We start from the raw sequence: 21,759 nt of genomic DNA, 5'->3' as shown, positions 1-21,759 counted from the left end.
GACGGCGACCGCACGTGGCTCCATAAGCTGTACGTCGGAACAGGAGAAGGGATCCGGCGATGAGCGTCGACATCACCTGGGGACGCGGCGACGGCGCGGCATCGGTCAGCACCGTTGCCGAACTCGACGCCGCACTGGACACGATCAGTCACGCCCACGCTGAGCAGCTGCCCTGCTGCGTCACGCTCATTGCTTCTAGCGGCGGCGAGTTCCCTGTCATGCTCGACATCTGCGTCGGGCACGCTGAACGGTCGTTCGTCTATCACGTCGCCGTTGACGGCAGCAGCGCTTGGGGATACGAGCCAGACCTTGAACCGGGGCCCGCGTTCACCTTCGACTACGCCGGCACGCCCACCGACGCCTGGCCCGACCGTACCCGCGTCACCAACGCGACCGCCCGGCAAGCCGCACGACAGTTCCTCACTGACGACGGGCAACGACCCCAGGCGCTGGCCTGGGAAACTGTCGAATAGCTCGAGCGTGGACGGCTCATGAGGCAAGTGCCGCAGCCGGGGTAGGGCGCGGCTCGCAGGGGCCTCGCCGCGTGCGGTGACCGCGGAGCGGCCTCACCCGGAGCACCGCACGCGGCTCCCCATCTTTTACTCGGTTGTAGGTGAGACGGCGCAGTTCGTCTGCGAGCACCGCTCGGCGTGATCTGTCAGACGGGCCAGCGGATGGGGTTGGCCGGTCATGGCGGACAGCGCGTTGGCGACATCATGGAGGTCGGCCTTGATGTAGGTGGTGGTGGAGGAACCGGGGCTGTCGGTGTGGCCGGCGTAGGCGCGGGCGATGCCGTAGCCGAAGTGCCGTTCGACCCAGGTCAGCGTGGTGTGCCGCAGCCAGTGGGTCGAGATGCCATGCACGGCTACCCAGGGCAGGCGCTCACCTAAGCGCTTCCACAGGTGGTCGTAGCGGCGGCTGGTGATCGGTTGGCCGTTGCGTGCGCGCAGGAGCGGATCGGTCGGCAGGACCGCGCCGCGGGCGTCGGCGTGCTCTCGCAGGTGTCCGGCGAGATCGAGGGTGACGGGCTGCCAGCGGACAGTGGGTCCTTTCTCGATGAGGCGGACGAGCCCGTTGGTGGTATCGAGGTCGACCAGCCGTAGGGCCAGGGCGCCGCCGCGGCGGCACGCGGTCTCGGTGTGCAGGCGCAGGAGCAGCGCGTCGAGGATGACGTCGTTTCCGCTGGTGCGCGCCATCGCGTTGATCTCCTCCAACTCGTATGCGGTCAAGGCGCGGCGGGTGCCGGGTAAGCGTCGGGGTTTCGCGACGCGGTGCGCGGGGCTGGCGGCGGCGTCGATCAGCCCGTCGGCGATGGCACGTCGGTAGAACGCGCGGGCGGCGGCGATGAGGTGCTCACCAGCGTGCCGGCCGTTGCGGCTGTTGCGCCGCGACGCGGCGCTGGCGATCATCGCCTGTTTCAGAGCCTCGACATCACTGGCGGTGACGGAGTCCACGGGCCACTCGGGCCACGCGGCGGCCATCCGCTCCCAGTAGGTGCCGTAGGTGCGGCGTGCTCCAGGCCCGGCAGCGGCGACAACACGGGGCAGGTACTCGGCGACCGTCGGCACAACGGACGGCGTCGCGGGATGCGATTGCAGGTCGGTCAGCGTGACGCCCAGGTGAGCCAGAACCTGTCGTGCGGCAGCGACGGCGGCGGGGTCAGCGGTCATTGCCGACTCCCGCCAGGTGAGTGTGCAGGTCGGCGAGCAGGCGTACGACGGTGCTGACGGAATGCACAACGAGTAGGTCGTGCGTGACGATGGCGGCGAGCAGCACGGGTTGGCCGGGCTCTATGCGGCACATGTGCCGGGCATTCGCCGGCAAGGGTAGGTCACCTCGGCTGCCCACCCGGTGGAGGCCGTCGCTGGCCGAGCAGATGACGAGCATGCCGTGGCGCGTCTGAACGTCGAGGCGGTGGTGCGGGGGCCAACCCAGCGCTCGCAGGAGGTGCTGCGCGCTCACCCGGCCACAGCGTGCCGGAAGAGCCATCCACAGCAACAGGGGCGCGTCCGTGATCGCCGACGGACAGACTCGGGCAGGTAGAGCGGGCATCGGCATCGGGCTTGGACCCGGACGCGCGGGCAGGGCAGCAGGTACGAGTGGACCGACGAGATGTTCCTTCGGTCGGATAAGTTGTGTCATGACCGAACAATCACATTCAGGCAATACGTGACGAGGCACGATCCGTTCGGCCGCCTCCTACTGGCCCTTCACCGGCCGCTGCTGACATCAAGATCACGCGCAACAACAGAGGGCCGGGAAGGTATGAATGAGCGGACCAGGTTCCTGCCCAAGACTCGGTCACGTCCGCGTTGGTGGTGTAGGAGACGACCATCGGAATCCGGTCTGATGCTATGCGTCGATTCGGGTGGGTCGGCCTGGGCGGTGTTGTGTCGGTCGGGCTGGACTGGGCTGGGCTGGGCTGGGCTGGGCTGGACTGGGCTGGGCTGGGCTGGGCTGGGCTGGGGCGAGCTTTGACCAGTAGTTCCACGCCCATGTAGCGGCGTCCTTCGGTCCACTCAGGCGCTCCCAAGTGGAGAAATTTATCGCTGGATAATTTCGGGAACGCCAGCTTCGTCCAGCATCTCGAAGAAGTCGGCGACGCCTCCACCACGGGCGTGTGGCGTAGTAGCACCCCGGACGTGGACATCGTGGCTGATACCTGGCGCCACACCGGGGCCAGCCCGCGGGGTTGGGCGGCCAGCGGCGTAAGCGACGGTCTCCAGCATCGCCGCGCCGGGCACCACCACCCGGCCCGCGACGACGTGGTCGGCCAGCCACGGCTGTGCGGCCACCGACAGAGTCCCGTGGAGCAGCAGGTCACCGGTGCTCGCCACCGGGAGCTCGACCGCCAGTACCGGGTGCGCTCCCGGTGCCGCGACCGGTGCGGCCCGCCAGGATCGGGCCCGGCGGAACGGAAACGTGGGCAGGTCCGCGGGCTCCGCGTTCGGTACGGCGGGCGGCGGGACGTGGCCGGTGACCTGCAGCCGGGCCAGTGCCGTCGCGTACCTGGTCGGCTCCCCCGGTCCGCCGTCGTCCGCTGGGCGACCGAGCAGTGACACGGTCGCCATGGGAGTCTCGTCCGTGCACTGGTGCACCATCGCAATGAGCGCACCGGTGCCGCCCAGCTCGGCGAACGTGTCGACGCCGCGGTCCAGCGCGGTGCGGACGCCGTCGCGGAACCGGACGGCCTCCCGCGCGTGGCGCACCCAGTAGTCCAGCGACGTCAGCTCAGCCGCTGTGGCGACGGCGCCGGTGACGTCGGAGACGACGGTGCGGGTGGGCGGGGCGAACCGCAGCCCGTCGGCGACGGCGCGTAGTTCGTCCAGGGCAGGCTCGACCAGCGCCGAGTGGAAGGCGTGGCTGACCCGCAACCACGAGGTGCGGATCCCGGCGCCACTCCATGGAGGCCCTGGGTGGGAACGCGCCGCGCGAGATCCGGGTTCGCGGCAGATGCTCGGCTGAGCAGCCGGCCGGCCCAGCCGAGCGTCCGGGGACAGGAGGACCGCCGCCCCGGACGCTCGGCGCCCGGTCAGCGGCGGGCCTGGATCTTCAGATCGCCGCGGGTCTGCGCGCGGATGTGGTCACTGGCGAGCATCGCGTGGGGGAAGCCGAGGTCGATGGCGCTGACCTCGTTCAGACGGGCCAGGTGCGACGGGCTGAGGTCGACCTCCAGGGCTCCCAGGTTCTCCCGCAGTTGCTCGGTGGTCCGGGCCCCGATGACCGGCGCTGTCACCCCGGGGTTCTGCAGGGTCCAGGCGAGCCCGACCTGAGCCGGCGTGCGGCCCAGCTCATCGGCGACCTCCTTGACCACGTCCACGATGGCCAGGCTGCGCTCGGTCACTCCCCCGAGGGCCACGTTGAAGCTCTTCCGGACGCTTCCGCTGTCGGTGTTCGGCGGGGTGGCCAGGTCCTCACGGCTGTACTTGCCGGTGAGCACACCTCCCGCCAGCGGCGACCACAGGACGGTGCCCAGCCCCAACTCCTGCGCCATCGGGATGAGGTCACGCTCACCGGTCCGCTCCACCAGGTTGTACTCCAACTGCAGCGCCACCAGCGGCGACCAGCCCCGCAGATCGGCGATCGTCTGCATGCGCGAGATCTGCCAGGCAGGGGTGTTGGAGATGGCCACGTACAGGATCTTGCCCTGCCGGACCAGGTCGTCCAGTCCGCGAAGGATCTCCTCCACCGGCGTGGTGGGGTCCCACACATGGAGGTAAAGCAGGTCGATGTAGTCGGTGTTCAACTGTCGCAGGCTGGTTTCGACCGCCCCGAACAGGCTCTTGCGGCTCGCGCCCCCGGAGTTGGGGTCGTCCGGCCGACGCAGGGTCGTGTACTTCGTGGCCAGCACGAGGCTGTCGCGCTGGTCCTGGGCGAACTCACCGAGCATGCGCTCCGACGTGCCGTTGGTATAGGTGACCGCCGTGTCGATGAAGTTCCCGCCGCGCTCGACGTAGAGGTCGAACAACTTCCGCGCTTCGTCCCGCTCCGCCCCCCAGCCCCATTCGTTGCCAAAGGTGGCCGCGCCCAGCGCGAGCGGCGAGACCCGCAGGCCGGAGCGCCCCAGTTGCCGGTAGGTGTCAAGGGTGAGTGCCATGGTCTTCTCCTGTGGTTGTGGTTCCGGACGTTCAGGGAGATGTGCAGTGCGCCGGGTGTCAGGAACCGAGTCCGTGGCCACCGGCCACGACGATGTCCTGACCGGTGACGTAGCCGGCCGCCGCCGAGGCCAGGAAGGCGACGACCTCCGCAACCTCCTGGCTGGACCCGAACCGCTCGAACGGAATGTTCGCGCGCATGGCATCCCGGCCGCTCTGGGGGACTCCCAGCTTGTCGAGCAGCGGCGTGTCGGTCGCCCCGGGACTCACGGCGTTGACTCGGATCCTGCGCGGAGCCAGTTCGAGCGCGAGCGAGGGGAGCATCGCCAGGAGAGCTCCGCGGGTCGCTGCTCCCACCGTCGCGCCGGGGCTACCGCGATGGGCTGCGATGCCCACGGTGAGGACGATCGATCCGCCGTCGTTCATGAGCGGCAGAGCCTTCTGGAGGGTGAAGTACTGGCCCTTGAAGTTGACGTCGGCCTGTTCGTCGAACGATTCCTCCGTCACGCCGGCCACCGGTGCGGGGCGGAAGATCCCGGCGTTGAGGAACAGCAGGTCGAGATGCCCGAGACGGTCGGACACCGTTGTCATGAGAGCGTCGGTGTCGGCTAGGACGCGGGCGTCGGCACGGACGACGAGGACGTCGTCGGGTAGCTCCCGCCTCGCTCGCGCGAGGGATTCGGGGTTCTGTCCGGTGACCGCGACCTGGTAGCCACGGGCGTGCAGCAGTTCGGCAGTCGCCCTGCCGATTCCGGTCGTGCCTCCGGTGATGAGCGCTGCGGGCATGGCTTGCCTTTCGTCGAGAGGACGGTTGTCGCCAGTTAGCGGGGAGGTCCCCGCTTAGACCACCGTACACTAACCGGGGAAGTCCCCGATTCACTCCCGCCGCGAGCCGAACCAGCAACTGTGAGGGCCCATGACTCCTCGACCGACCGCCCTGCGCGCAGATGCCCAGCGCAACCGCGCACACCTGATCGCTACCGCCGCCGAAGCCTTCGCCTCCGGGCGGGCGATCTCGCTGGACGCGATCGCCAAACGCGCGGGTGTGGGCAATGCCACCCTCTACCGCCACTTCCCCACCCGGGAAGATCTGGTGGAAGAGGTCTACCGGGACCAGATCCGCCCGCTACGCGAGGATGCGCGAGCATTGCTGGCCACCGAGCAGCCCGCCCAGGCTCTGCACGCCTGGATGCGCCGCTTCGCCGAGTGGGCGGGCGAACGGCGCGGCATCTGCGAGGCCCTGGTCGCCATGAGCGCTTCCAACCGTTTCGGCACCGGACCGGTGTGCGACGAGGTCCAGCAGGTTCTGGGAATGGTGCTCGCGGCCGGCGCCGAAGCGGGGGAACTGCGCAGCGACATCGATCCGGTCGACGTCGGCGGCATCCTCGCCGGTGTGCTGTCCGTTGCGGGTGGGGCCGACCAGCGCGCCCAGCTCGACCGCATGCTAACCATCGTCGTCGACGGACTCAGGTCCTGCTGAGAAGGGGTGTTGGTGAGAACCCATTCGACGCCTACGCCAACCTCGCCGACGCTGCTCGGCGACCAGATTTGGATCGCCGTCACACCCGCCCGGCGAGTACGACGCCGACCTCGGCGACGTGGCCATCCGCCGATGGAACCACCCGTGGCCCTCTACTCCGACGAACTCGGCTGGCTGCGCGAGGCCCCGGCAGTCAACGCCGAGGGCCGGCTCTGCAGCGTCCATCAGCAGCCGGCACACCTCGCGGACGGCCTCTGACGATCAACCGCCCTCCCCTTCGACCACACCCTTGGGGAGACCACGTTCGGGCCGACCGACGTCCCGAGTGGAGCGAGCCCTGGCCTGGATCACCGACCACCGCCGCCTGGCCCGCGATTACGAGACCTACCCCAGCACCTCCGAGGCCATGATCCGGTGGGCCGCCCTCGGCGGCATGCTCCGCCGTCTAACAGCCCGAGGCGAACCCGCCACCCGCCAACAACGCCGCACCTTCAGCACACCCGACTGCCAGCAATGTGAAACGCTCTGTAACAAAGCACTATTAAGGCCTATGTCACCCAGGCGGGATCAACCACACGGCCTCGACGCTGCGCGACATCGGGAACTCTTCACCGATAGAGGCGGATCAGCCAATTGCCGACATGATGCGGCTGGCGTCAGCGTTCTCGCTGTCCGCCCCGATACTCTCGACGGTTCACGCGCACCCGTAGTCGTACGAACTTCGCGGCTCGCAGCGCATAGCGGCACGCGCTGACGAAGGCCAAGCTTGCCCGGATGGGCTGACGGCCGGCGCGGTCTATCCGTCATGGCAGCCGTCGCGGCTGCGCACTCGTCAAATCTTACGACAGTGTCAGCATCGCCGTGACTTGACTGATGCGGATCCCTTTTCGCGCCCTGCTCAGTCCTCGTCCTGCCATCTGCGCACATCCGTCTGGTCATGATAGGGCATACGGTCCGGAGTGGTGATGAATTCCATCGTCGTGCCCCAGGGCATGCGGCAGTAGCAGACCTTGTTTCCAGGACCTTCTTCGGTTGTATAGGGAATAGCGCGAGGCGCGGTGAGTGGCGTGCCTCCGGCCCTTTCGAAGCGCTCAACCGATGCGTCGATGTCGTCGGTGTAGAGACCGAAGTGCGTGATGCCGAAGTCGCTCGCCCGGATCGGCTGGGCTTGTTCGGGACCGTGCATTTCGAAGAGTTCGAAATCGGGTCCGTTTCCGATCTTGACCATCGCCTGCGCGCGCACGACCGTTCCCGGGAAAGCGCCAACGGCCCGCTCGAATTCGGGTCCCTGCCGAGGCGGATCATCCGGTCCGAAGGACTGATAGATCACCTGGGCGCCGAAAGCTTCGATGAAGAACGATTTTGCGGCTTCGATGTCGGGCACCGTGATGCCGATATGATTAACGCCGCGAATGACAGGTGCGGTCATGACGGTTTTTCCTTCCTTATCGAGCGCCATCAGTACAGGTGTTGTCCCAACTTGCCCCCGGTGTCGCTGCCCGCCCGGCCCCACGACGGCGCCGGTCGCAGAGTTTCACTTGGCCTTGAGGAACTCGATCAGAGCGGCCGCGACTTCATCCGGCCTCTCGTCCGCGACAAAGTGGCTGCACCGCGCAATCGAGCCGCCCGTCACAGTGCTGGCGAACTCTCTGAGCATCGGCACCATCTGTGCACCGAAGCGCTGATCCCCGCCCAGACCTAGCACCGGCATCTCGAGCGGTTGCTTCTTGTACTCGAGCGCGGCCGCATGGTCGACGGTGAGGGTCCGATACCATTCCATGCCGCCGCGGGTGCGGCCAGGAAGCGCCATCGCTTTCGCGTAGACGTCGATGTCCGCCGGATCGAAGGTGCTGTGATCGTAGAACCGCTCAGACATGAAGGTCGAAATATAGTCATATTCACGGCCATGGATCAGGCGCTCGGGTAGATCCCGGTTCATGTGGAAGCTGAAGTGCCAGAGTCTTGCGATCGCCGCCTCCCATCCGGTCCAGCCGGGGAGCGGAGCGTCGAGGACGGCCAGGTGGGTAACAGCCTCTCGATAGATGACGGCCTGCGACAGGGCGACCATTCCGCCGAAGTCATGTCCGCACACGGCGTAGCGCTCATGCCCAAGGGCAACCATGACTTGGTGCGCGTCGCGCGCCATCGTCGCCTTGTCATAGCCGTCGAGCGGGCAGTCGGAGAAGCCCGCGCCGCGCAGATCGATGGCCACCACGCTGAAATGCTCGGCCAGCAGCGGCATCACTTTGTGCCATCCCCACCACGTTTCCGGCCAGCCGTGAGACAGAAGGATCGGCGGGCCCGAACCTCCCGTGACGGCGTTGATCTTGATGTCATTCACCGGCACCAGTTGCTGGGTGAACCCCTTCAAAGTTGCGATCATGATCGCTTTCCAGTCGAGAAATGTTGACGTTCACACAGAGCTCGCCGCCAGCGCTCAGGGGCTGGTCGAAATCGGTGGCAATCATGATGTCGCACCAGGCGTCGATATCGCTGCGGAAAGCCAGCCAGCTTCGCTCAGCGACCGAGTGCGCGATCGGGCCGAGCCGCAGATAAAGCGGGGCTTCATCGGCGTCGACCGCCCGATAGTGCTTGCGCGAGCCCGCGGCGCATTCCGGCATAACGTTGTCCGCCATCGTGATCGAACGGCCAAGGAAATCGGTGCGGAACGGCCCGGGCTCGACGATCAGCACGCGTATGCCGAACAGTTTCAGCCCGTCGGCGAGCGCTTCGGGTATCCCCTTCCGCGGCGAATTTGGCGGCGCTGTAATAACGTCCTCCGCCGCCGAACGATGCCGGCGCCAGAAGACCGAAGACGTCCGCCTCGAACATCGGCCGATATTCCTCGGGCGTGCCTTACTCGATCGCGCCGAACAGGCCGTCGCCGGCCTTGTTCACGAGCACGTCAAACCCGCCGAAGGTCTCGACCGCCGTTGCGACCGCCACCTTGGCAGCCGCCGCACCGGTCACGTCCAGTGGCAAAGTGATCATCCGGCCACCGAGAGGCTCGGCGATTTCCTCGATCGTCTTGTCATCGTGGGCCGTCGCGATGACCTGATCTCCGCGCTGTGCTCCAGCGAGCGCGAGCCGCCGGCCGAAGCCGCTCGAGCAGCCTGTGATGAGCCAAGTCTTCAATACCTCCTCTCCGAGTTTTTTCAGACGATGCAAAGCGGTCGCCGCCACGAACCGTCATCGGCCATGATCGACAAGTCCTTACGCGTCTGAGACCAAGCTACCGCGACCAGGTAAGCTCCGGGCACGTAACTGGTCAGGTCCCGTGATGCCATCCTCGTGGCGCGGAGCGGGGGTCCTCGACGTTCCATGTGACCTATCGCATCAAGGCATGCCAAGGTCAAGGGCGGCGCTTTCTACGAGGCTTCGCAGCGTGCCACTGCTGAAGTCGGCGTCGGTGGCGACTATCAGCGAGGCTTGGGCGTCGCCGATGAGTCCGCCGTTGGGCTTGATGTTCACCCGGAGTACGTCGTCGATGTGGTCCGGCCGCACGAACCAGAACTCGACCCCACCCGACAGGTCGTCGTGACGTTTCTCAAGAAGCGCTCCCGCGCTCTGGGTCAAAGCCGAACATGCGCGTGGTCCACGGATCGACGGCACAGTTCACCCATCAGCGCGGCGACTGTACGACTGGGCCAGCACTGTCATCACCACGGTCGCAGGTTTCCCCGGACTACCGACAAGCCCAAGACAAAGCAGAACGCCCTCCCCTGTGAGCTATAAAAAACACAAAAGAGACTTGACATGAAGATCGCGGCCGTAGAGACCGGCACACCGCCGGTAAGCTGGTCACCGCGGTCTCCGTCTGATCGACCAGCGGCAGGCGAAACCGGTCGCATCTACTCCGGCGGGCCCTGGTCGACGGAGAGGCCGAGATGCGTCCCACCGGAGGCGTCGATCACCTGGCCGGTCACCCATCGCCCGGCTGGAGAGGCAAGGAAGGCGACAACGTCCGCGACATCCGCCGGCTCTCCGACACGACGTAGGGCCGAGAGCCCGGTGACGACCTCGCGCATCGCCGGTTGGGCGTCGAACCAGGCCACGTTGTTCTCGGTGGCGGTGGTCCCGGGCATCACCGCGTTCACCGTGATACCCCGACCGCCCAGTTCCTGTGCCAGCGTGACGCTGAACGTGTTGATCGCGCCCTTCGTCATGGCATACGCAAGAGTGCCGGGTATCGCGACTCGGGTGGCGACGGACGAGACATTGACGATCCGGCCACCGTCGCGGAGTAGGTTCAGGCCACGCTGGACCACAAAGAACGGCGCTTTCACGTTAATCGCGAACAACTCGTCGAAGTCATCCGGCCGTGCGGTGGCCAGCGTCGGCGTGGCCCCGCCGATCGCCGCGTTGTTCACCAGCACGTCGATGCCGCGACGCGCGCCGCGTTCGGCCAACCCGGCCTCCACGCCAGCCCAGAGCCGATCGGCGTCACCCGCCACGCCGAGCTGCGCGCCGACCGCGAACGCCGCGCCGCCCGCCTCGGTGATCTGCGCGACGGTCTCTTGCGCGGCTGACTCGCTCGTGCCGTAGTGCACTACCACCAGCGACCCAGCCGCGGCGAGCCGCTGGGCAATCGCCCGACCGATGCCCCGGCTCGCGCCGGTGACGAGGCTTGTGGTGCCGTCCAGTGTTTCCATGATCTCCCCTTCGTTTGCGTGTCGGTGCAGGAACCACGGTCCGACCCTCGTCGTGCGCCCGGCAAAGGACTGAGGAATTGCGGCGTACGGTTGTTGCACTTCCTCAAGCGGAGAAACGTCCGCGCGTACGCTCATTTGATGCGCTGGGACGCCGAGGAGAAGCGACACCGAATCCTGGCCGCGGCACGGCGCGCCTTCGCCGAGAAGGGCGAGGACGTCACGGTGGCTCGGATCGCCCGCAGCGCCGATGTGTCCGTCGCCACCGTCTACCGGCGTTTTCCCACCCGGGACCGCCTTATCACCGACGCTTACGCCGACCAATGGAACGATTGCGCGGCCATGCACGCCGAAGCCCTGCGCGACCCGGATCCGGCGCGTGCGCTGCGGGAACTGATTCGCACACTCTGCGCATACCAGTTGCAGGACAGAGGTTTCACCAGGGCCTACGTCGAGGCGGTGGTCACCGGACGCGGGCTCGACCACGAACGACAGGAGACCGAACGGGTCATCGCCCGGCTGCTGCAGCAGGCACAGGCGATGGGCACCGTCCGCGCCGACCTGACCGTCGCCGACTTCCGGCTGCTGATCGCCGCCCACCACGGCGTCGTCCTGGCCGCTGGGCCCGACGCTGCGACGGCTTCCCAGCGCTATCTCGCACTGATGCTGCGCACGCTCCAACCCTGAAGATCCGAGCCACGAGGTCGGTCAGCCCGGGGTGGTGGTGCGCGCCGGCCGCGGAGCTGCCGCAATGTGCGGCAATGCGGCGACGCCTCAGTCGGGGATGCAGGAACGCATTTCGCGTCCGCGTCAGTTCCCTTTCGCCACCGTGCGGTTGAGCCACAACGCCGAGACGAGGAAGAAGACGCCACCCGCGATGGCATAGCCCGCCACGTAGGCCAGCGTCGGGTTGTCGGCGCCGGCAAGCGAGATGAATGCCGCACCCACCAGCACCGAGAGGCCGCCGCTGATGATCACTGGCAGATGGCCGCCCACCTTGCGGCGGGTGACACTCACCATGAGCTGAACCAGGCCGGCCACGATCGCCCACGCGCCCCACACCCGCAGGACCGCCGGAATGCCGGACGCGGCGGCGACACCCACGCCGACGGCGGCGATGAGGCTGACCGCGATGTTCACGTACAGCAGGGCCGGTGAATCGGCCTTCCGCGACGAGCGGAGGTCGTAGATGGCGGCACCCACGTCGAACAACGGGTACAGCACGAGCAGGATGGCGGCGAGCGGGCCGATGTCCTTGGCGGTCGTGAACAGGATGAGCGCCCAGACGACGGCGAACACGAAGCGGACGAAATACAGCCGCCGCAGGGCGGAAGCGGTCCCCGAATGGCCAGGCGAAGCAGCAACGGAACTCACGATGGCCCTTTCAGGAACTTCTCGGACGATCAGGACTGCTTTCAGGCACACACTTGGCGGTGTCAGCGAGCCACGCCCCGAGTGGACGTGCGGGTGGGCGTGTCAGCACCTCCAGGTCGTCGCTCGGGGTAGGTCCTGCGGCCTGTCACGCCCGAAGGGAGGCGGACGGCAACCTGCCTTCGTCAACCAGATGACCGCCGACGGTACCGGTCGCGCCGGTGACAAGGAACGTCATCTACTCATCATGCGACCGTCCCGCTCCTCGCGGGAGAGACTCCGGGGGATAGGGATCGCTAGCCACTCCCCTCCCCTCCCCGACCGCCGCCGCCGGGGGAAACTGATCGTGGTTGCCGCAACCTCAGCTGATGTTCGGAATGCGCGCGGCAGTGCCGCTGCCGGCGAGTCCCGGGGTCTGCCGGCGGGTGCCGGCGGTGAGGCCGACGTCGGCTGAGGAACCCCGGGCGTAGGCGTCGTTTCTGCCTACGCCCGGGGAGCTTGTAATCCTTAAGCCTGCTCGATGTCCGAGAACAGCCCCTTGAACGTGACCTGCGTCCCCACGAGGGTGCCGAAGACATCAGCGGCAAAGGTCGTCGCGACCGCTGCGGAGGCGTCCTCGTAGCTGTCGAAGTAGAGGTCGAGCGTCCGGTACGCGGGGGTAGCGGTGCCATCCTCCTTCGGCCACACTTTCGCAGACTCGAGTCGCCGCAGCTTCGGGAACTTCGCTGCGGCAGCCTTCACGTCCGCGTAGGCCCGCTCGAAGTCGTCGGGGCTTGCAGGGTTATCGATGACGATAGTGATCTTGGTGGGCAAGGGACTCTCCTCGAAGTGGAAAGAAACCTGGATTGGGAATACCGAACGTTCTTTTTTGCCGGTAACGGCAGCTATTCAGGAGCCAGCTCAGTGGCTCGCCTCCGGAGTTCAGCGGCCGTAGGTCTCCAACAGCCGCAGCCACACCTCGCTGACGGTCGGGTAGGCCGGAACCGCGTGCCACAGCCGGTCCAGCGGGACCTCGCCGACGATGGCGATGGTCGCGGCGTGGATGAGTTCCGCGACGTCCGGGCCGGCGAGGGTGAGGCCGATGATCACCTTCCGGTCCTCGTCGACGACCATGCGGGCGTGTCCCTTGTAGCCATCGGCGTGCAGGGAAGCTCCGGCGACGGCCCCGAGGTCGTAGTCCACGACCCGGATCCGTAGCCCAGCTGCCTCGGCCGCAGCCGCGGTCAGCCCGACCGACGCGATCTCTGGGTCGGTGAAGATCACCTGCGGCACCGCTCGCTCATCGGCCGTCGCCGCGTGCCGGCCCCACCGGCCGTCCTCGACCTTCTCGCCCTTCGCCCGGGCCACGATCACGTCGCCCACCGCCCGCGCCTGGTATTTGCCCTGATGGGTCAGCAGCACCCGCCGGTTTACATCGCCCGCCGCATAGAGCCACTCGCCGCCGCCGACGACGCGCAGAGTGTCATCGACCGCCAGCCAGGCACCCGGCGCCAGCCCGACCCGGTCGAGGCCGATGTCCTGGGTGTTCGGTGTACGACCGATCGCCACCAACACCTCGTCGGCCTCGACCCGCTCGCCGGAGGCGGTCCTGATGTGGACGGTTCCGCTGTCGTCGCGGTTGACGGCGACGGCCTCCGCGCCGAGGCGTACCGACACACCGGCCTCGCGCAACGACTCAGTGACCAGTTCACCGGCGAACGGCTCCGCCGACGGCAGCACACCGTCACGGGCCAGCACCGTCACCGACGATCCCAGAGCGGCGAACGCGGTCGCCATCTCGGCCGCCACCACACCACCACCGATGATTGCGAGCCGACGGGGAACCGGCCGGGCCGAAGCCGCCTCGCGGCTGGACCAGGGCAGGGCTTCCCGCAGCCCCGGGATATCCGGCAACAGAGCGCTGCTTCCGGTCGCGACGACCACGGCGTGCCGGGCGGTCAGCGTCGTGGTGACACCGTCGACGCCGGTCACCTCGACGACCCGGGCGGAACTGATCCGCCCCTGACCGCGGTGCAGCGCGATGCCAGCCGACTCGAGCCAGGACACCTGCCCGTCGTCCTGCCAGTGCGACGCGAAGGAGTCCCGCCGGCCAAGCACCGCCGCGACGTCCAGGTCGCCCGTCACCGCCTCCCGCGCACCGGGCAGATGACGAGCCGCCCGCAACGCCGACGCGCTGCGCAGCAACGCCTTGGTCGGCATGCACGCCCAGTACGAGCACTCACCACCGACCAACTCCCGCTCAACGATCGCGGCGGTCAGCCCGCCCTGCACGACCCGATCGGCCACGTTCTCACCGACCGGACCGGCACCAATCACGATGACGTCGTACTCGGTTGTGGTCATGTCAGTTGCCCTTCGCGGCGCGGCCGAGGCGGATGGCGGCGATGAGGAAGAAGATGGCACCGGGAATGGCGTAGCCGGCAGCGTTGGTCAGCGACGGGTTGTCCGCGGAGGCACCGGCGATGAAGGACCCACCGGCCAGAATGGAGATGCCGCCACTGATGATCATCGGCCACTGTCCGCCCATCTTTCGACGAGTGACCCCCACGATCAACTGAACCAGACCAGCGACGACCGCCCAAGCGCCCCACACCCGCAGGACAGCGGGAATACCGGACGCCCCGGCGACACCCACGCCGACCGCCGTGACCAGGCTTACCGCGATGTTCACGTACAGCAGGGTCGGCGAGCCCGTGCCCCGCGACGCACGGAGGTCGTAGATGGCGGCACCCACGTCGAACAACGGGTAGAGCACGAACAGCGCCACCGCGAGCGGACCGATCTCCTTAGCGGTAGCGATCGTCACGCCAGCCCAGACGATGGCGAACGCGAAGCGGACGAAGTACAGCCGCCGGAGCGCGGAAGCCGTCTGGGAAATACCGGGCGAAGCAGCAATGGTGGTCACGGGTGACCCTTTCAACGGAGGGGGTTGAAGAGACCGATCGTTCTGTCTTGTCTAGCATGACAGGCGCAACCCGTATCGTCAAGACCGAACGTTCTGTCCACTCCGGTGGCCCTGCTCGGCTGCTGCACGCAACGCCCCCGCTGGCGGCCAGCCGACCGAGTTGATCGCCGCATCACACGCGCCCTCGCCGCCGGCGCTGGCGGCGAGGGCCGGCACGATCAACCTGCCCCGGCGTCGCTTCCCACCCGTCGCCATCGACTGGTGCTGTCGAGCCTGCGGCCGCTCGCGCCCCTTAGACCGAACGTTCTATCCGCTACGATGACGATATGACGCCCACCGCACCCGGTGCCCGCCCCTCCGAGGCGCGCCAACGGCTCCTCACCACGGCAACCAGGATCTTCTACTCGGAGGGCATCCATTCCGTCGGCGTAGATCGGATCATCGCCGAGGCGAAGGTGACCCGGGCCACCTTCTACCGGCATTTCCCCAGCAAGGACGATCTCATCCTCGCCTACCTGCGTGAAGTCCATGAGATGGATCGCGGCGCGGTCGACACGGTCATCACCACCAATTCACGGCCGGTCGCCCCACTCCTGGCCATTGCCGACTCCATCGCGGAGAGCATCCAGTCCCCGGGGTTCCGTGGATGCGCGTTTCTGAACGCTGCGGCGGAGTATCCCGACACGGAACATCCCGTGCGTCAGGAGATCATCGCCCACCGGCAATGGTTCCTGGACACGCTCACCACGCTGATGGCGCAGGTCCAGGAGGAGACGGCAGAGTCCGCCGCGCGTCACTTCGTCATGCTCCGCGACGGTGCCATGGCAGCCGGGTGCCTCTTCGACCCCGCGAAGGTGTCCGAGACCTTCCTCCACGGCGTCGAAGGACTTCTCCGAATCACTGCCGAGCGCCAGCCGACCGAATCCGCAGGCTAGTCCACGTGGCCGCGCGCGGTCAGGCTTCCGCGTCGGGATCGCCGGCCGTCGCCCGCCCGACCGGCGAGGACGCGACCTCCAGCGGCCGTCCCCGGCTTCGCAACGCGTCGAGGAGCGCGACCAGGGCCAGCACGGCGGCCACCACACTCAGCCCGACCATCGGCGCCCACCGCGCCAACAGCGGCGTGAACAGCAACAGGACGACCAAGCCAATCACCCGGGACCAGGAAAGCCGACCGAAGATCTCATAGTCCAGCCGTATGCGAGCGACGAGAAACAACACCGGACCGCCCACCACGAACAGAAGCCAACTCGGCTGCGACGGCCCATACGGATCATCGATCACCAACTCGTAGCCGACCGCCGTGACGAGCACGCTGAGCACGATCAGCAGATGCGTCCGTTCCGACGCCGTACCCAAGCGCCCAGGCATCACCGCCCGGGCCAACGCATCACTCAGCAGCAGACCCGCGCGGTAGAAGTAGATTCGCCAGAGCAGCGCGCTGGTGGCGAACGCGACCGCGAAGGCGCATGCGCGCTCGGCGGAATAGTCCGCGCCGCTGAAAACCGCGCCGATGACCAGAATCGACTCACCGAGGGCGATGAGAAACATCTGCTGGTAACGGTCGGCGAGGTGAGTCCCCGCGATCCGCCAGTGGGACACCTTCGAGACCCCGAGCCACGGCAGCGGCCAGCCCAGGCCCCAGGCGAGATAGTCGACGGCGAGGGCGGCAGCCCACAACGGCAGACGAAGACGGTCCGGACCCAACGCGCCGGCCAGCCACAGAGGCGCGCTCACCAAAGCCCACCCGGCAAGCCGGAACGGCACCAACCGCCGCGGGTGGCCACGCAGCGCGGCGGCGATCACCAGCGGCCGCACCACCATCACCACCAGGTACGCCACCGCGAACGGCAACGCACGCTCCTCCATGGCGCGCGGCAACGTCACCGCCATGATCAGGCCGGCGAACATGGTGCCGACCACGACGGCCTGGATGATCGGCTGCTCTGGTTCATACCGACTGGTGATCCAGGTGGTATGCGACCAAATCAACCACAGTGCCAAGAACAGCAACAGGGTACGACCAACCCCCCCGACCAACACCCAGCCCGTGTCATCACCCACGTCGGCGAACCGCTGCGACACCCGAGTAAGAGCAACAACGAACGCCAGATCAAAGAAGAGCTCCAGGAACGTCGCCCGACCCGAACTCGTGGCAGGACGCAGCAGCTCGGCACCCCGCCCCGCCGCCATAATCCGCCTCCGTCCGCCCCTTGCCGCACCAACGAGCCGCCCGCCAGAGGGTTGCGTCGGCCCCCATCACCGCAGGGACACCTGGTGGGCACCCGAAGCCACCTCATTGAAGCGACCGAAGACCCTCCACGTCCGAGATAACCACCTACTCGACCGCATTTGTCAGTACGCCGCCTCAGCCGACACCACCCCGCGTCGCGCGACGCCGGGCATACGGAGTACCACCGCGGGTACGCGCCGGGCGTGGCGAAGATCAGTGATTACGCACTTCTCGGCGACTGTCACAGCGCGGCGTTGGTCTCCTCGGACGGGTCCGTGGACTGGTGGTGCCCGCCCCGGTTCGACGCGCCGAGCGTCTTTGCGCAGTTGCTCGGCGCTACCGGCGGCTTCTGGTCGATCCGACCGCTCGGGCGGTACACGACCTCCCGTCACTACCTTGACGGCACGATGGTGCTCCGCACGGAGTTCCAAACCCAAAGCGGCGTGCTGAGGTTGACGGACGCCCTCAGCCTCGGTGCCGGGGAACGTGGTCACCGGATCGGCTACACGTCCCCGCACGTCCTGTTGCGGCAGGTCGAGGTGGTCGCTGGCGTGGTGGAGGTGGCGGTCGAAATCGCGGCCCGGCCGGAGTACGGATTGGTGAGCCCCATGGTTGCCGAAACGCCGATGGGGATAGAGATATCCGGGGGCGCCGACCGCTTGGTCCTGACCGCTGATCGTGATCTTGCCGTCGACGGTTCACTGGTGACCGGGCAATTCACTCTCGCCGCAGGCGATAGCGCCGTGTTCTCGCTGCATCACCGTCGGGCGGCTGACCCGCTGACCGTGCCGCTGGACGGGCGCGCGGCACTGCGGGACACCATCGCCGGCTGGCAGTCCTGGGACGGCATCCACCAGGACTACCAGGGCGCCTACCGGGAGGCGGTCCGGCGCAGCGCCCTGGTCCTTCAGTCGTTGACGTACCAGCCGACCGGGGCGGTGATCGCGGCAGCCACCACCTCGCTGCCGGAAGACGTCGGCGGCGAGGCGAACTGGGACTACCGGTTCGGCTGGCTGCGCGACGGCAGCTTCACCCTCAAGGCGCTGTGGGTCGCCGCCTGTCCCGACGAGGCACACCGCTTCTTCGACTGGATGGCCGCCTCCTTAGGATCGGTGGACGCGGAGGATCACGTGCCGATCATGTTGGGGGCGGGTGGCGAGCGGGACCTGACCGAACACACCCTGGAGCACCTCGATGGCTACCAGGGCAGCCGACCGGTACGGATCGGCAACGACGCCTGGCAGCAGAAGCAACTCGATGTCCTCGGCGAGATCCTGGAGTGCGCCTGGGTCCTGCGGGACGAACTCACGGACCTGTCGCCCGCCGCGACGGACCTGCTGCGGTCGCTGGCCGACCGGGCCGCCGCCACGTGGCGGGAGCCCGACGCCGGCATCTGGGAAGGACGCGAGGGGCACCGGCACTACCTGACGGCGAAGCTGATGTGCTGGGTAGCCCTGGACCGGGCCGTCAAGCTGGCAGGAACCCTGGGCGCGCAGGCGCAGGTCCCGCACTGGTCGCAGGCCATGAAGGAGATCCACGCGGCGATTCTCACCGACGGCTGGAGCACCTCGGCCGGGACGTTCACCGGCGCGTTCGGGTCCGACCACCTCGACGCCGGGGTGCTCATCATGTCGATCATCGGGTTCCTCCCCGGCGACGACAGTCGAGTCCTCGCCACCTTGGACACCATCAGGCGTGAGCTGGGGCGAGACGGCCTCATGCAGCGCTGGACAGGGGCGGGATCGGAGGGCGCCTTCATCGTCTGCTCGTACGTGCTGGTCCAGGCTCTGGCCCTGGCCGGTGAGATCGACGAGGCCAAGCAGATCTTCGAGAACGTCACCGACCGGGCAAACGATCTTGGCCTGCTGTCCGAGGAGATCGATCTCCGCGACGAAAGCCTGATCGGGAATTTCCCCCAGGCGCTGTCCCACATCGGTCTCATAAACGCCGCCTGGGCCATCGATCAGGTCGAGTCCGGCGCCAAATCCTGAGGGCGGACGTGCCGACACCACCGCACCGACGATGCCACTGGCCAGGCTTACCAGCGACTGATGCAGGACCGCAGTCACGCCACCACCCGAACGCCCGGGTTGACCCAGCTGATCGCGCTCGGTTGAAGCCGGAGCAAGCGGGTACGCCCGCAAATCGCCGACATGGTGGTGCAGACGCTTGGCTAAACACGGGGGTCAAATAATGCGGTCCATAAGCGGTGCGCTTGCCCCGTGAGCGATGCCTAATTGAGCGGGGCAGTTGTCGTCCTGTGGCACGGCCTGGGTTGCCGCCGGAACCTACACGGCCCGGCTTTCCAGATTCTGCTGACAGCATCCTAACCAGCCTTGAATACTGGATAGTGGCGCACCGCTCCCGCGTCGGCAATCGCGGGCCGTTACACGGCTGCCAGCAGGGACGTCGCCGGACATCCTCGTCGTCCAGCCTGCGCTACCCACCCTCAGTGGATAGTGGGGCCCTTTGAAAGGAACCGCCGGATGAATGCCGCTTCTGACAAGCCTGCCCAGGACGCAGGAATGCCCACCGTCGTACTCGTCCACGGCGCTTTCGCCGACTCATCGAGTTGGAACGGGGTGATCGCCAATCTCAAACGTCGAGGCTACCCGGTCATTGCCGTCGCAAACCCGCTCCGCGGCGTGCAAAAGGACGCTGCTTACGCTCGAGCTGTTGTGGACTCGGTGTCCGGCCCGGTCGTGATGGCGGCTCATTCGTACGGCGGATGTGTGATGACCGAGGCTGCGGATGGCGCCCCCAACGTCAAGGCTCTGGTGTACGTCGCCAGCGTGAGCCCGGACGTCGGCGAGAGCGTGGCCGACTTGATCACCAAGTTCCCGGGAAGTGCGCTCCTCACGTCCGTCAAGATGGTGCCGACCCCTCTCGACGACGGCGGCACGACCATGGCGCAGTACATCCACCAGAACCAGTTCCCGGCGGTGTTCGCCGCCGACGTCGACCCCGACGCCGCTGAGCTGATGGCGGTAACGCAGCGGCCACCCACTGAAGCCGCCCAGACCGAGAGCGTGACCAAGGCTGCCTGGAAGACCATCCCGTCCTGGACCCTGATCACCACCCAGGACAAGGGCATTCCGCCGGACCTGCAGCGCTTCCTGGCCAAGCGGGCCGGGTCGACGACGGTCGAGATCGACGCGTCCCACGCCGTGGCAGTCTCTCAACCCGGCCCGGTCGCCGACCTCATCGACACAGCCGCCCGCGCCACCGCCCAGTAGCACTATGGCGGTAGGCGACTCGTGTTCGTAGATCTGCGTGTGGCGGACGTTCACATGCTCGGCAGCCCGAGCGGGACAGGTGCCCGACGTCTCCTACCGAACCCCACACGGTCAGCCGGTCTTGGTGGCGAAGGGGCCACCGTCGCCGAACGCGAGCCGCGCGAAGTTCTCGGCGATGCGCCGATGTCCAGCAGGGTCGGGGTGGACCTCGTCGGGTAGCGGGAGTTCGGCGTAGTCCGCCTCGCCGTAGAGGTTACGTCCGTCGAGGTAGTGCAGGTTCGGGTCGTCGGCCGTGCGCTGTTCGACGATCCGGGCGAGTTCGCCACGGATGACGTTGAGAGTCAGCCGCCCGGCGCTGCGCTCGGCCGGATCGCCCGTGGCCTTGAACCGCAGGGTCCCGCCCTCGAAGTCCGGGGCGAGGGGGCCGGGCGTGTCCTCCTGGACCGGGCACAGGATGGCGGACACGACCAGCAGTGGTGTGGTCGGGTGCCCTTCGCGGACAGTGTCGAGGAAACCGTGGACCGCGGGAGCGAAGGCGCGCAGACGCATCACATCGCTGTTGACGATGTTGATGCCGATCTTGACACTGATCAGGTCCGCCGGGATGTCGCGCATCGCGCGGGCGGTGAACGGGTCGAGCAACGCGCTCCCGCCGAACCCCATGTTGACCAACTCCACACCGCCCTCAGCCGCGGCCAGGGCCGGCCAGATGGCGCTGGGATGAGCGGCGTTCGAGCCGTGACTGATGGAACTGCCGTGGTGCAGCCACGTCCTGCGCCCGCTGGGCGGGGCCTGCTCAACGGGCGCGTCGGTGCGCAGCGCGATCAGTTCGGTGATCTCCGTATGCGGGAGCCAGATCTCGATGTCCTTCTCACCCGCCGGCAGATCCGCGAAGCGGGCGGTGCCGGCCGGCCCCTCGGTCAGCACCGAGGTTTGGGTGAACATGTCGGTAACGGTCCGGACGTTGCCCCCGGGCACCGAGGCCTGCGCGGCCAGGCGGCCGTTGATCAGCAGGTCGTAGACGCCGTCCGCCGGTGGTGGGAAGCCCTGGTAGACCCGTTTGGTGGGCAGCGTGTCCAGTTCGATCGTGGTGGCCCGGGTACGGAACGCCAGCCGCACCCCGGAGGGCTGGGCCTCGGCCATGGCCAGTTGGTCGTCGGGGATCTGCCGGCGCGCCCGGGTGGTCAGCCGATGCGGCAGCAGACCGCGCGCGGTCGCCTCCACGTCGACAAAGCCGCGCAGGAGGTCCGCGGTGACCGGGGTGATCCATTGTTGTTCGGTGGTCATTGCCTC

24 protein-coding genes and 1 pseudogene are annotated in these 21,759 nt (G+C 67.5%); 8 read left to right on the top strand and 17 right to left on the bottom strand.

Features of this window, described 5'->3' with window-relative positions; all coding sequences use genetic code 11:
* The first annotated feature begins 59 nt into the window (after nucleotides 1-59).
* The gene (locus tag AB0C20_RS11940; protein WP_357567895.1) at nucleotides 60-473 is read left to right on the top strand and encodes an Imm1 family immunity protein; all 414 of its coding nucleotides are present in this window, start codon (nucleotides 60-62) and stop codon (nucleotides 471-473) included.
* Between the two features lie 126 nt (nucleotides 474-599).
* Here the strand turns inward: AB0C20_RS11940 and AB0C20_RS11935 are convergent, their stop codons facing one another.
* The 5 genes from AB0C20_RS11935 to AB0C20_RS11915 form a co-directional block, all read right to left on the bottom strand.
* On the bottom strand, nucleotides 600-1,670 hold the full coding sequence (locus AB0C20_RS11935) for a site-specific integrase (RefSeq protein ID WP_357567894.1): 1,071 nt from the start codon (nucleotides 1,668-1,670) through the stop codon (nucleotides 600-602).
* The gene (locus AB0C20_RS11930; RefSeq protein ID WP_330438241.1) at nucleotides 1,660-1,962 is read right to left on the bottom strand and encodes a hypothetical protein; all 303 of its coding nucleotides are present in this window, start codon (nucleotides 1,960-1,962) and stop codon (nucleotides 1,660-1,662) included. The genes AB0C20_RS11935 and AB0C20_RS11930 overlap by 11 nt, the downstream gene beginning before the upstream one ends.
* Before the next feature lie 581 nt (nucleotides 1,963-2,543).
* On the bottom strand, nucleotides 2,544-3,389 hold the full coding sequence (locus tag AB0C20_RS11925) for an acyltransferase domain-containing protein (protein WP_357567897.1): 846 nt from the start codon (nucleotides 3,387-3,389) through the stop codon (nucleotides 2,544-2,546).
* A gap of 143 nt (nucleotides 3,390-3,532) precedes the next feature.
* Nucleotides 3,533-4,597 (bottom strand): aldo/keto reductase, encoded by a 1,065-nt coding sequence (locus AB0C20_RS11920; RefSeq protein WP_330438242.1) that lies wholly within the window; start codon nucleotides 4,595-4,597, stop codon nucleotides 3,533-3,535.
* A gap of 58 nt (nucleotides 4,598-4,655) precedes the next feature.
* On the bottom strand, nucleotides 4,656-5,381 hold the full coding sequence (locus AB0C20_RS11915; RefSeq protein WP_330438243.1) for an SDR family oxidoreductase: 726 nt from the start codon (nucleotides 5,379-5,381) through the stop codon (nucleotides 4,656-4,658).
* A 130-nt stretch (nucleotides 5,382-5,511) separates the two neighbouring features.
* On the opposite strand from AB0C20_RS11915, the gene AB0C20_RS11910 reads away from it, so the two are divergent.
* From AB0C20_RS11910 to AB0C20_RS11900, 3 genes and pseudogenes are all read left to right on the top strand, one after another.
* The gene (locus AB0C20_RS11910) at nucleotides 5,512-6,075 is read left to right on the top strand and encodes a TetR/AcrR family transcriptional regulator (protein WP_330438244.1); all 564 of its coding nucleotides are present in this window, start codon (nucleotides 5,512-5,514) and stop codon (nucleotides 6,073-6,075) included.
* A gap of 132 nt (nucleotides 6,076-6,207) precedes the next feature.
* Nucleotides 6,208-6,333: a hypothetical protein gene (locus AB0C20_RS11905; protein ID WP_330438245.1), complete on the top strand. Its 126-nt coding sequence runs from the start codon at nucleotides 6,208-6,210 to the stop codon at nucleotides 6,331-6,333.
* Nucleotides 6,334-6,400: 67 nt separating this feature from the next.
* A pseudogene (locus AB0C20_RS11900) lies at nucleotides 6,401-6,523 on the top strand (IS5/IS1182 family transposase); the annotation flags it as partial.
* Between the two features lie 450 nt (nucleotides 6,524-6,973).
* Here the strand turns inward: AB0C20_RS11900 and AB0C20_RS11895 are convergent.
* The 6 genes from AB0C20_RS11895 to AB0C20_RS11870 form a co-directional block, all read right to left on the bottom strand.
* The gene (locus AB0C20_RS11895; RefSeq protein WP_330438246.1) at nucleotides 6,974-7,534 is read right to left on the bottom strand and encodes a VOC family protein; all 561 of its coding nucleotides are present in this window, start codon (nucleotides 7,532-7,534) and stop codon (nucleotides 6,974-6,976) included.
* A 75-nt stretch (nucleotides 7,535-7,609) separates the two neighbouring features.
* Nucleotides 7,610-8,446 carry an alpha/beta hydrolase gene (locus AB0C20_RS11890; protein WP_330438247.1) on the bottom strand — a complete coding sequence of 279 codons (837 nt, stop codon included), beginning with the start codon at nucleotides 8,444-8,446 and terminating at the stop codon, nucleotides 7,610-7,612.
* A complete protein-coding gene (locus AB0C20_RS11885) occupies nucleotides 8,409-8,768 on the bottom strand; it encodes a hypothetical protein (RefSeq protein WP_330438248.1) in 360 nt (119 codons plus the stop codon). Before AB0C20_RS11885 ends, AB0C20_RS11890 begins: the two co-directional genes overlap by 38 nt.
* Before the next feature lie 163 nt (nucleotides 8,769-8,931).
* Entirely contained in the window at nucleotides 8,932-9,258 is a 327-nt protein-coding gene (locus AB0C20_RS11880) for an SDR family NAD(P)-dependent oxidoreductase (protein WP_330438249.1), read from the bottom strand.
* A 153-nt stretch (nucleotides 9,259-9,411) separates the two neighbouring features.
* Complete coding sequence (locus AB0C20_RS11875; RefSeq protein ID WP_330438250.1) at nucleotides 9,412-9,651, bottom strand: hypothetical protein; 240 nt, start codon at nucleotides 9,649-9,651, stop codon at nucleotides 9,412-9,414.
* 275 nt (nucleotides 9,652-9,926) lie between these two features.
* A complete protein-coding gene (locus AB0C20_RS11870; protein WP_357567893.1) occupies nucleotides 9,927-10,862 on the bottom strand; it encodes an SDR family oxidoreductase in 936 nt (311 codons plus the stop codon).
* A gap of 3 nt (nucleotides 10,863-10,865) precedes the next feature.
* Here AB0C20_RS11870 and AB0C20_RS11865 point away from each other — a divergent pair, with 3 nt between their 5' ends.
* Entirely contained in the window at nucleotides 10,866-11,411 is a 546-nt protein-coding gene (locus tag AB0C20_RS11865) for a helix-turn-helix domain-containing protein (RefSeq protein WP_330438253.1), read from the top strand.
* 123 nt (nucleotides 11,412-11,534) lie between these two features.
* Here the strand turns inward: AB0C20_RS11865 and AB0C20_RS11860 are convergent, their stop codons facing one another.
* The 4 genes from AB0C20_RS11860 to AB0C20_RS11845 form a co-directional block, all read right to left on the bottom strand.
* On the bottom strand, nucleotides 11,535-12,098 hold the full coding sequence (locus AB0C20_RS11860) for a hypothetical protein (RefSeq protein ID WP_330438254.1): 564 nt from the start codon (nucleotides 12,096-12,098) through the stop codon (nucleotides 11,535-11,537).
* 504 nt (nucleotides 12,099-12,602) lie between these two features.
* A complete protein-coding gene (locus AB0C20_RS11855) occupies nucleotides 12,603-12,908 on the bottom strand; it encodes a hypothetical protein (RefSeq protein WP_330438255.1) in 306 nt (101 codons plus the stop codon).
* 108 nt (nucleotides 12,909-13,016) lie between these two features.
* Nucleotides 13,017-14,438: an NAD(P)/FAD-dependent oxidoreductase gene (locus AB0C20_RS11850; RefSeq protein WP_330438256.1), complete on the bottom strand. Its 1,422-nt coding sequence runs from the start codon at nucleotides 14,436-14,438 to the stop codon at nucleotides 13,017-13,019.
* 1 nt (nucleotide 14,439) lies between these two features.
* A complete protein-coding gene (locus tag AB0C20_RS11845; RefSeq protein ID WP_330438257.1) occupies nucleotides 14,440-15,000 on the bottom strand; it encodes a hypothetical protein in 561 nt (186 codons plus the stop codon).
* A gap of 326 nt (nucleotides 15,001-15,326) precedes the next feature.
* Here AB0C20_RS11845 and AB0C20_RS11840 point away from each other — a divergent pair, with 326 nt between their 5' ends.
* Nucleotides 15,327-15,935, top strand: a complete 609-nt coding sequence (locus AB0C20_RS11840) for a TetR/AcrR family transcriptional regulator (protein ID WP_330438258.1) — start codon at nucleotides 15,327-15,329, stop codon at nucleotides 15,933-15,935.
* A 19-nt stretch (nucleotides 15,936-15,954) separates the two neighbouring features.
* Here the strand turns inward: AB0C20_RS11840 and AB0C20_RS11835 are convergent, their stop codons facing one another.
* Nucleotides 15,955-17,190 carry a low temperature requirement protein A gene (locus AB0C20_RS11835; protein WP_330438259.1) on the bottom strand — a complete coding sequence of 412 codons (1,236 nt, stop codon included), beginning with the start codon at nucleotides 17,188-17,190 and terminating at the stop codon, nucleotides 15,955-15,957.
* Nucleotides 17,191-17,433: 243 nt separating this feature from the next.
* Between AB0C20_RS11835 and AB0C20_RS11830 the strand changes: the two genes are divergently transcribed.
* Both AB0C20_RS11830 and AB0C20_RS11825 read left to right on the top strand, forming a co-directional pair.
* Nucleotides 17,434-19,221, top strand: coding sequence for a glycoside hydrolase family 15 protein (locus AB0C20_RS11830; RefSeq protein ID WP_357567892.1), 1,788 nt, complete (start codon nucleotides 17,434-17,436; stop codon nucleotides 19,219-19,221).
* Nucleotides 19,222-19,716: 495 nt separating this feature from the next.
* Nucleotides 19,717-20,466 carry an alpha/beta hydrolase gene (locus tag AB0C20_RS11825; RefSeq protein ID WP_357567896.1) on the top strand — a complete coding sequence of 250 codons (750 nt, stop codon included), beginning with the start codon at nucleotides 19,717-19,719 and terminating at the stop codon, nucleotides 20,464-20,466.
* Nucleotides 20,467-20,577: 111 nt separating this feature from the next.
* Here AB0C20_RS11825 and AB0C20_RS11820 read toward each other — a convergent pair whose 3' ends face one another.
* Nucleotides 20,578-21,753 (bottom strand): GDSL-type esterase/lipase family protein, encoded by a 1,176-nt coding sequence (locus AB0C20_RS11820; RefSeq protein ID WP_330438262.1) that lies wholly within the window; start codon nucleotides 21,751-21,753, stop codon nucleotides 20,578-20,580.
* Nucleotides 21,754-21,759 lie beyond the last annotated feature (6 nt).

It is taken from the genome of Micromonospora sp. NPDC048843 (assembly GCF_040649965.1).
GTDB classification, from domain to species: Bacteria; Actinomycetota; Actinomycetes; order Mycobacteriales; family Micromonosporaceae; genus Micromonospora; species Micromonospora hortensis.
Note: the sequence above shows the minus strand (reverse complement) of the source record. Positions and strands in the feature narration are given on the sequence as shown.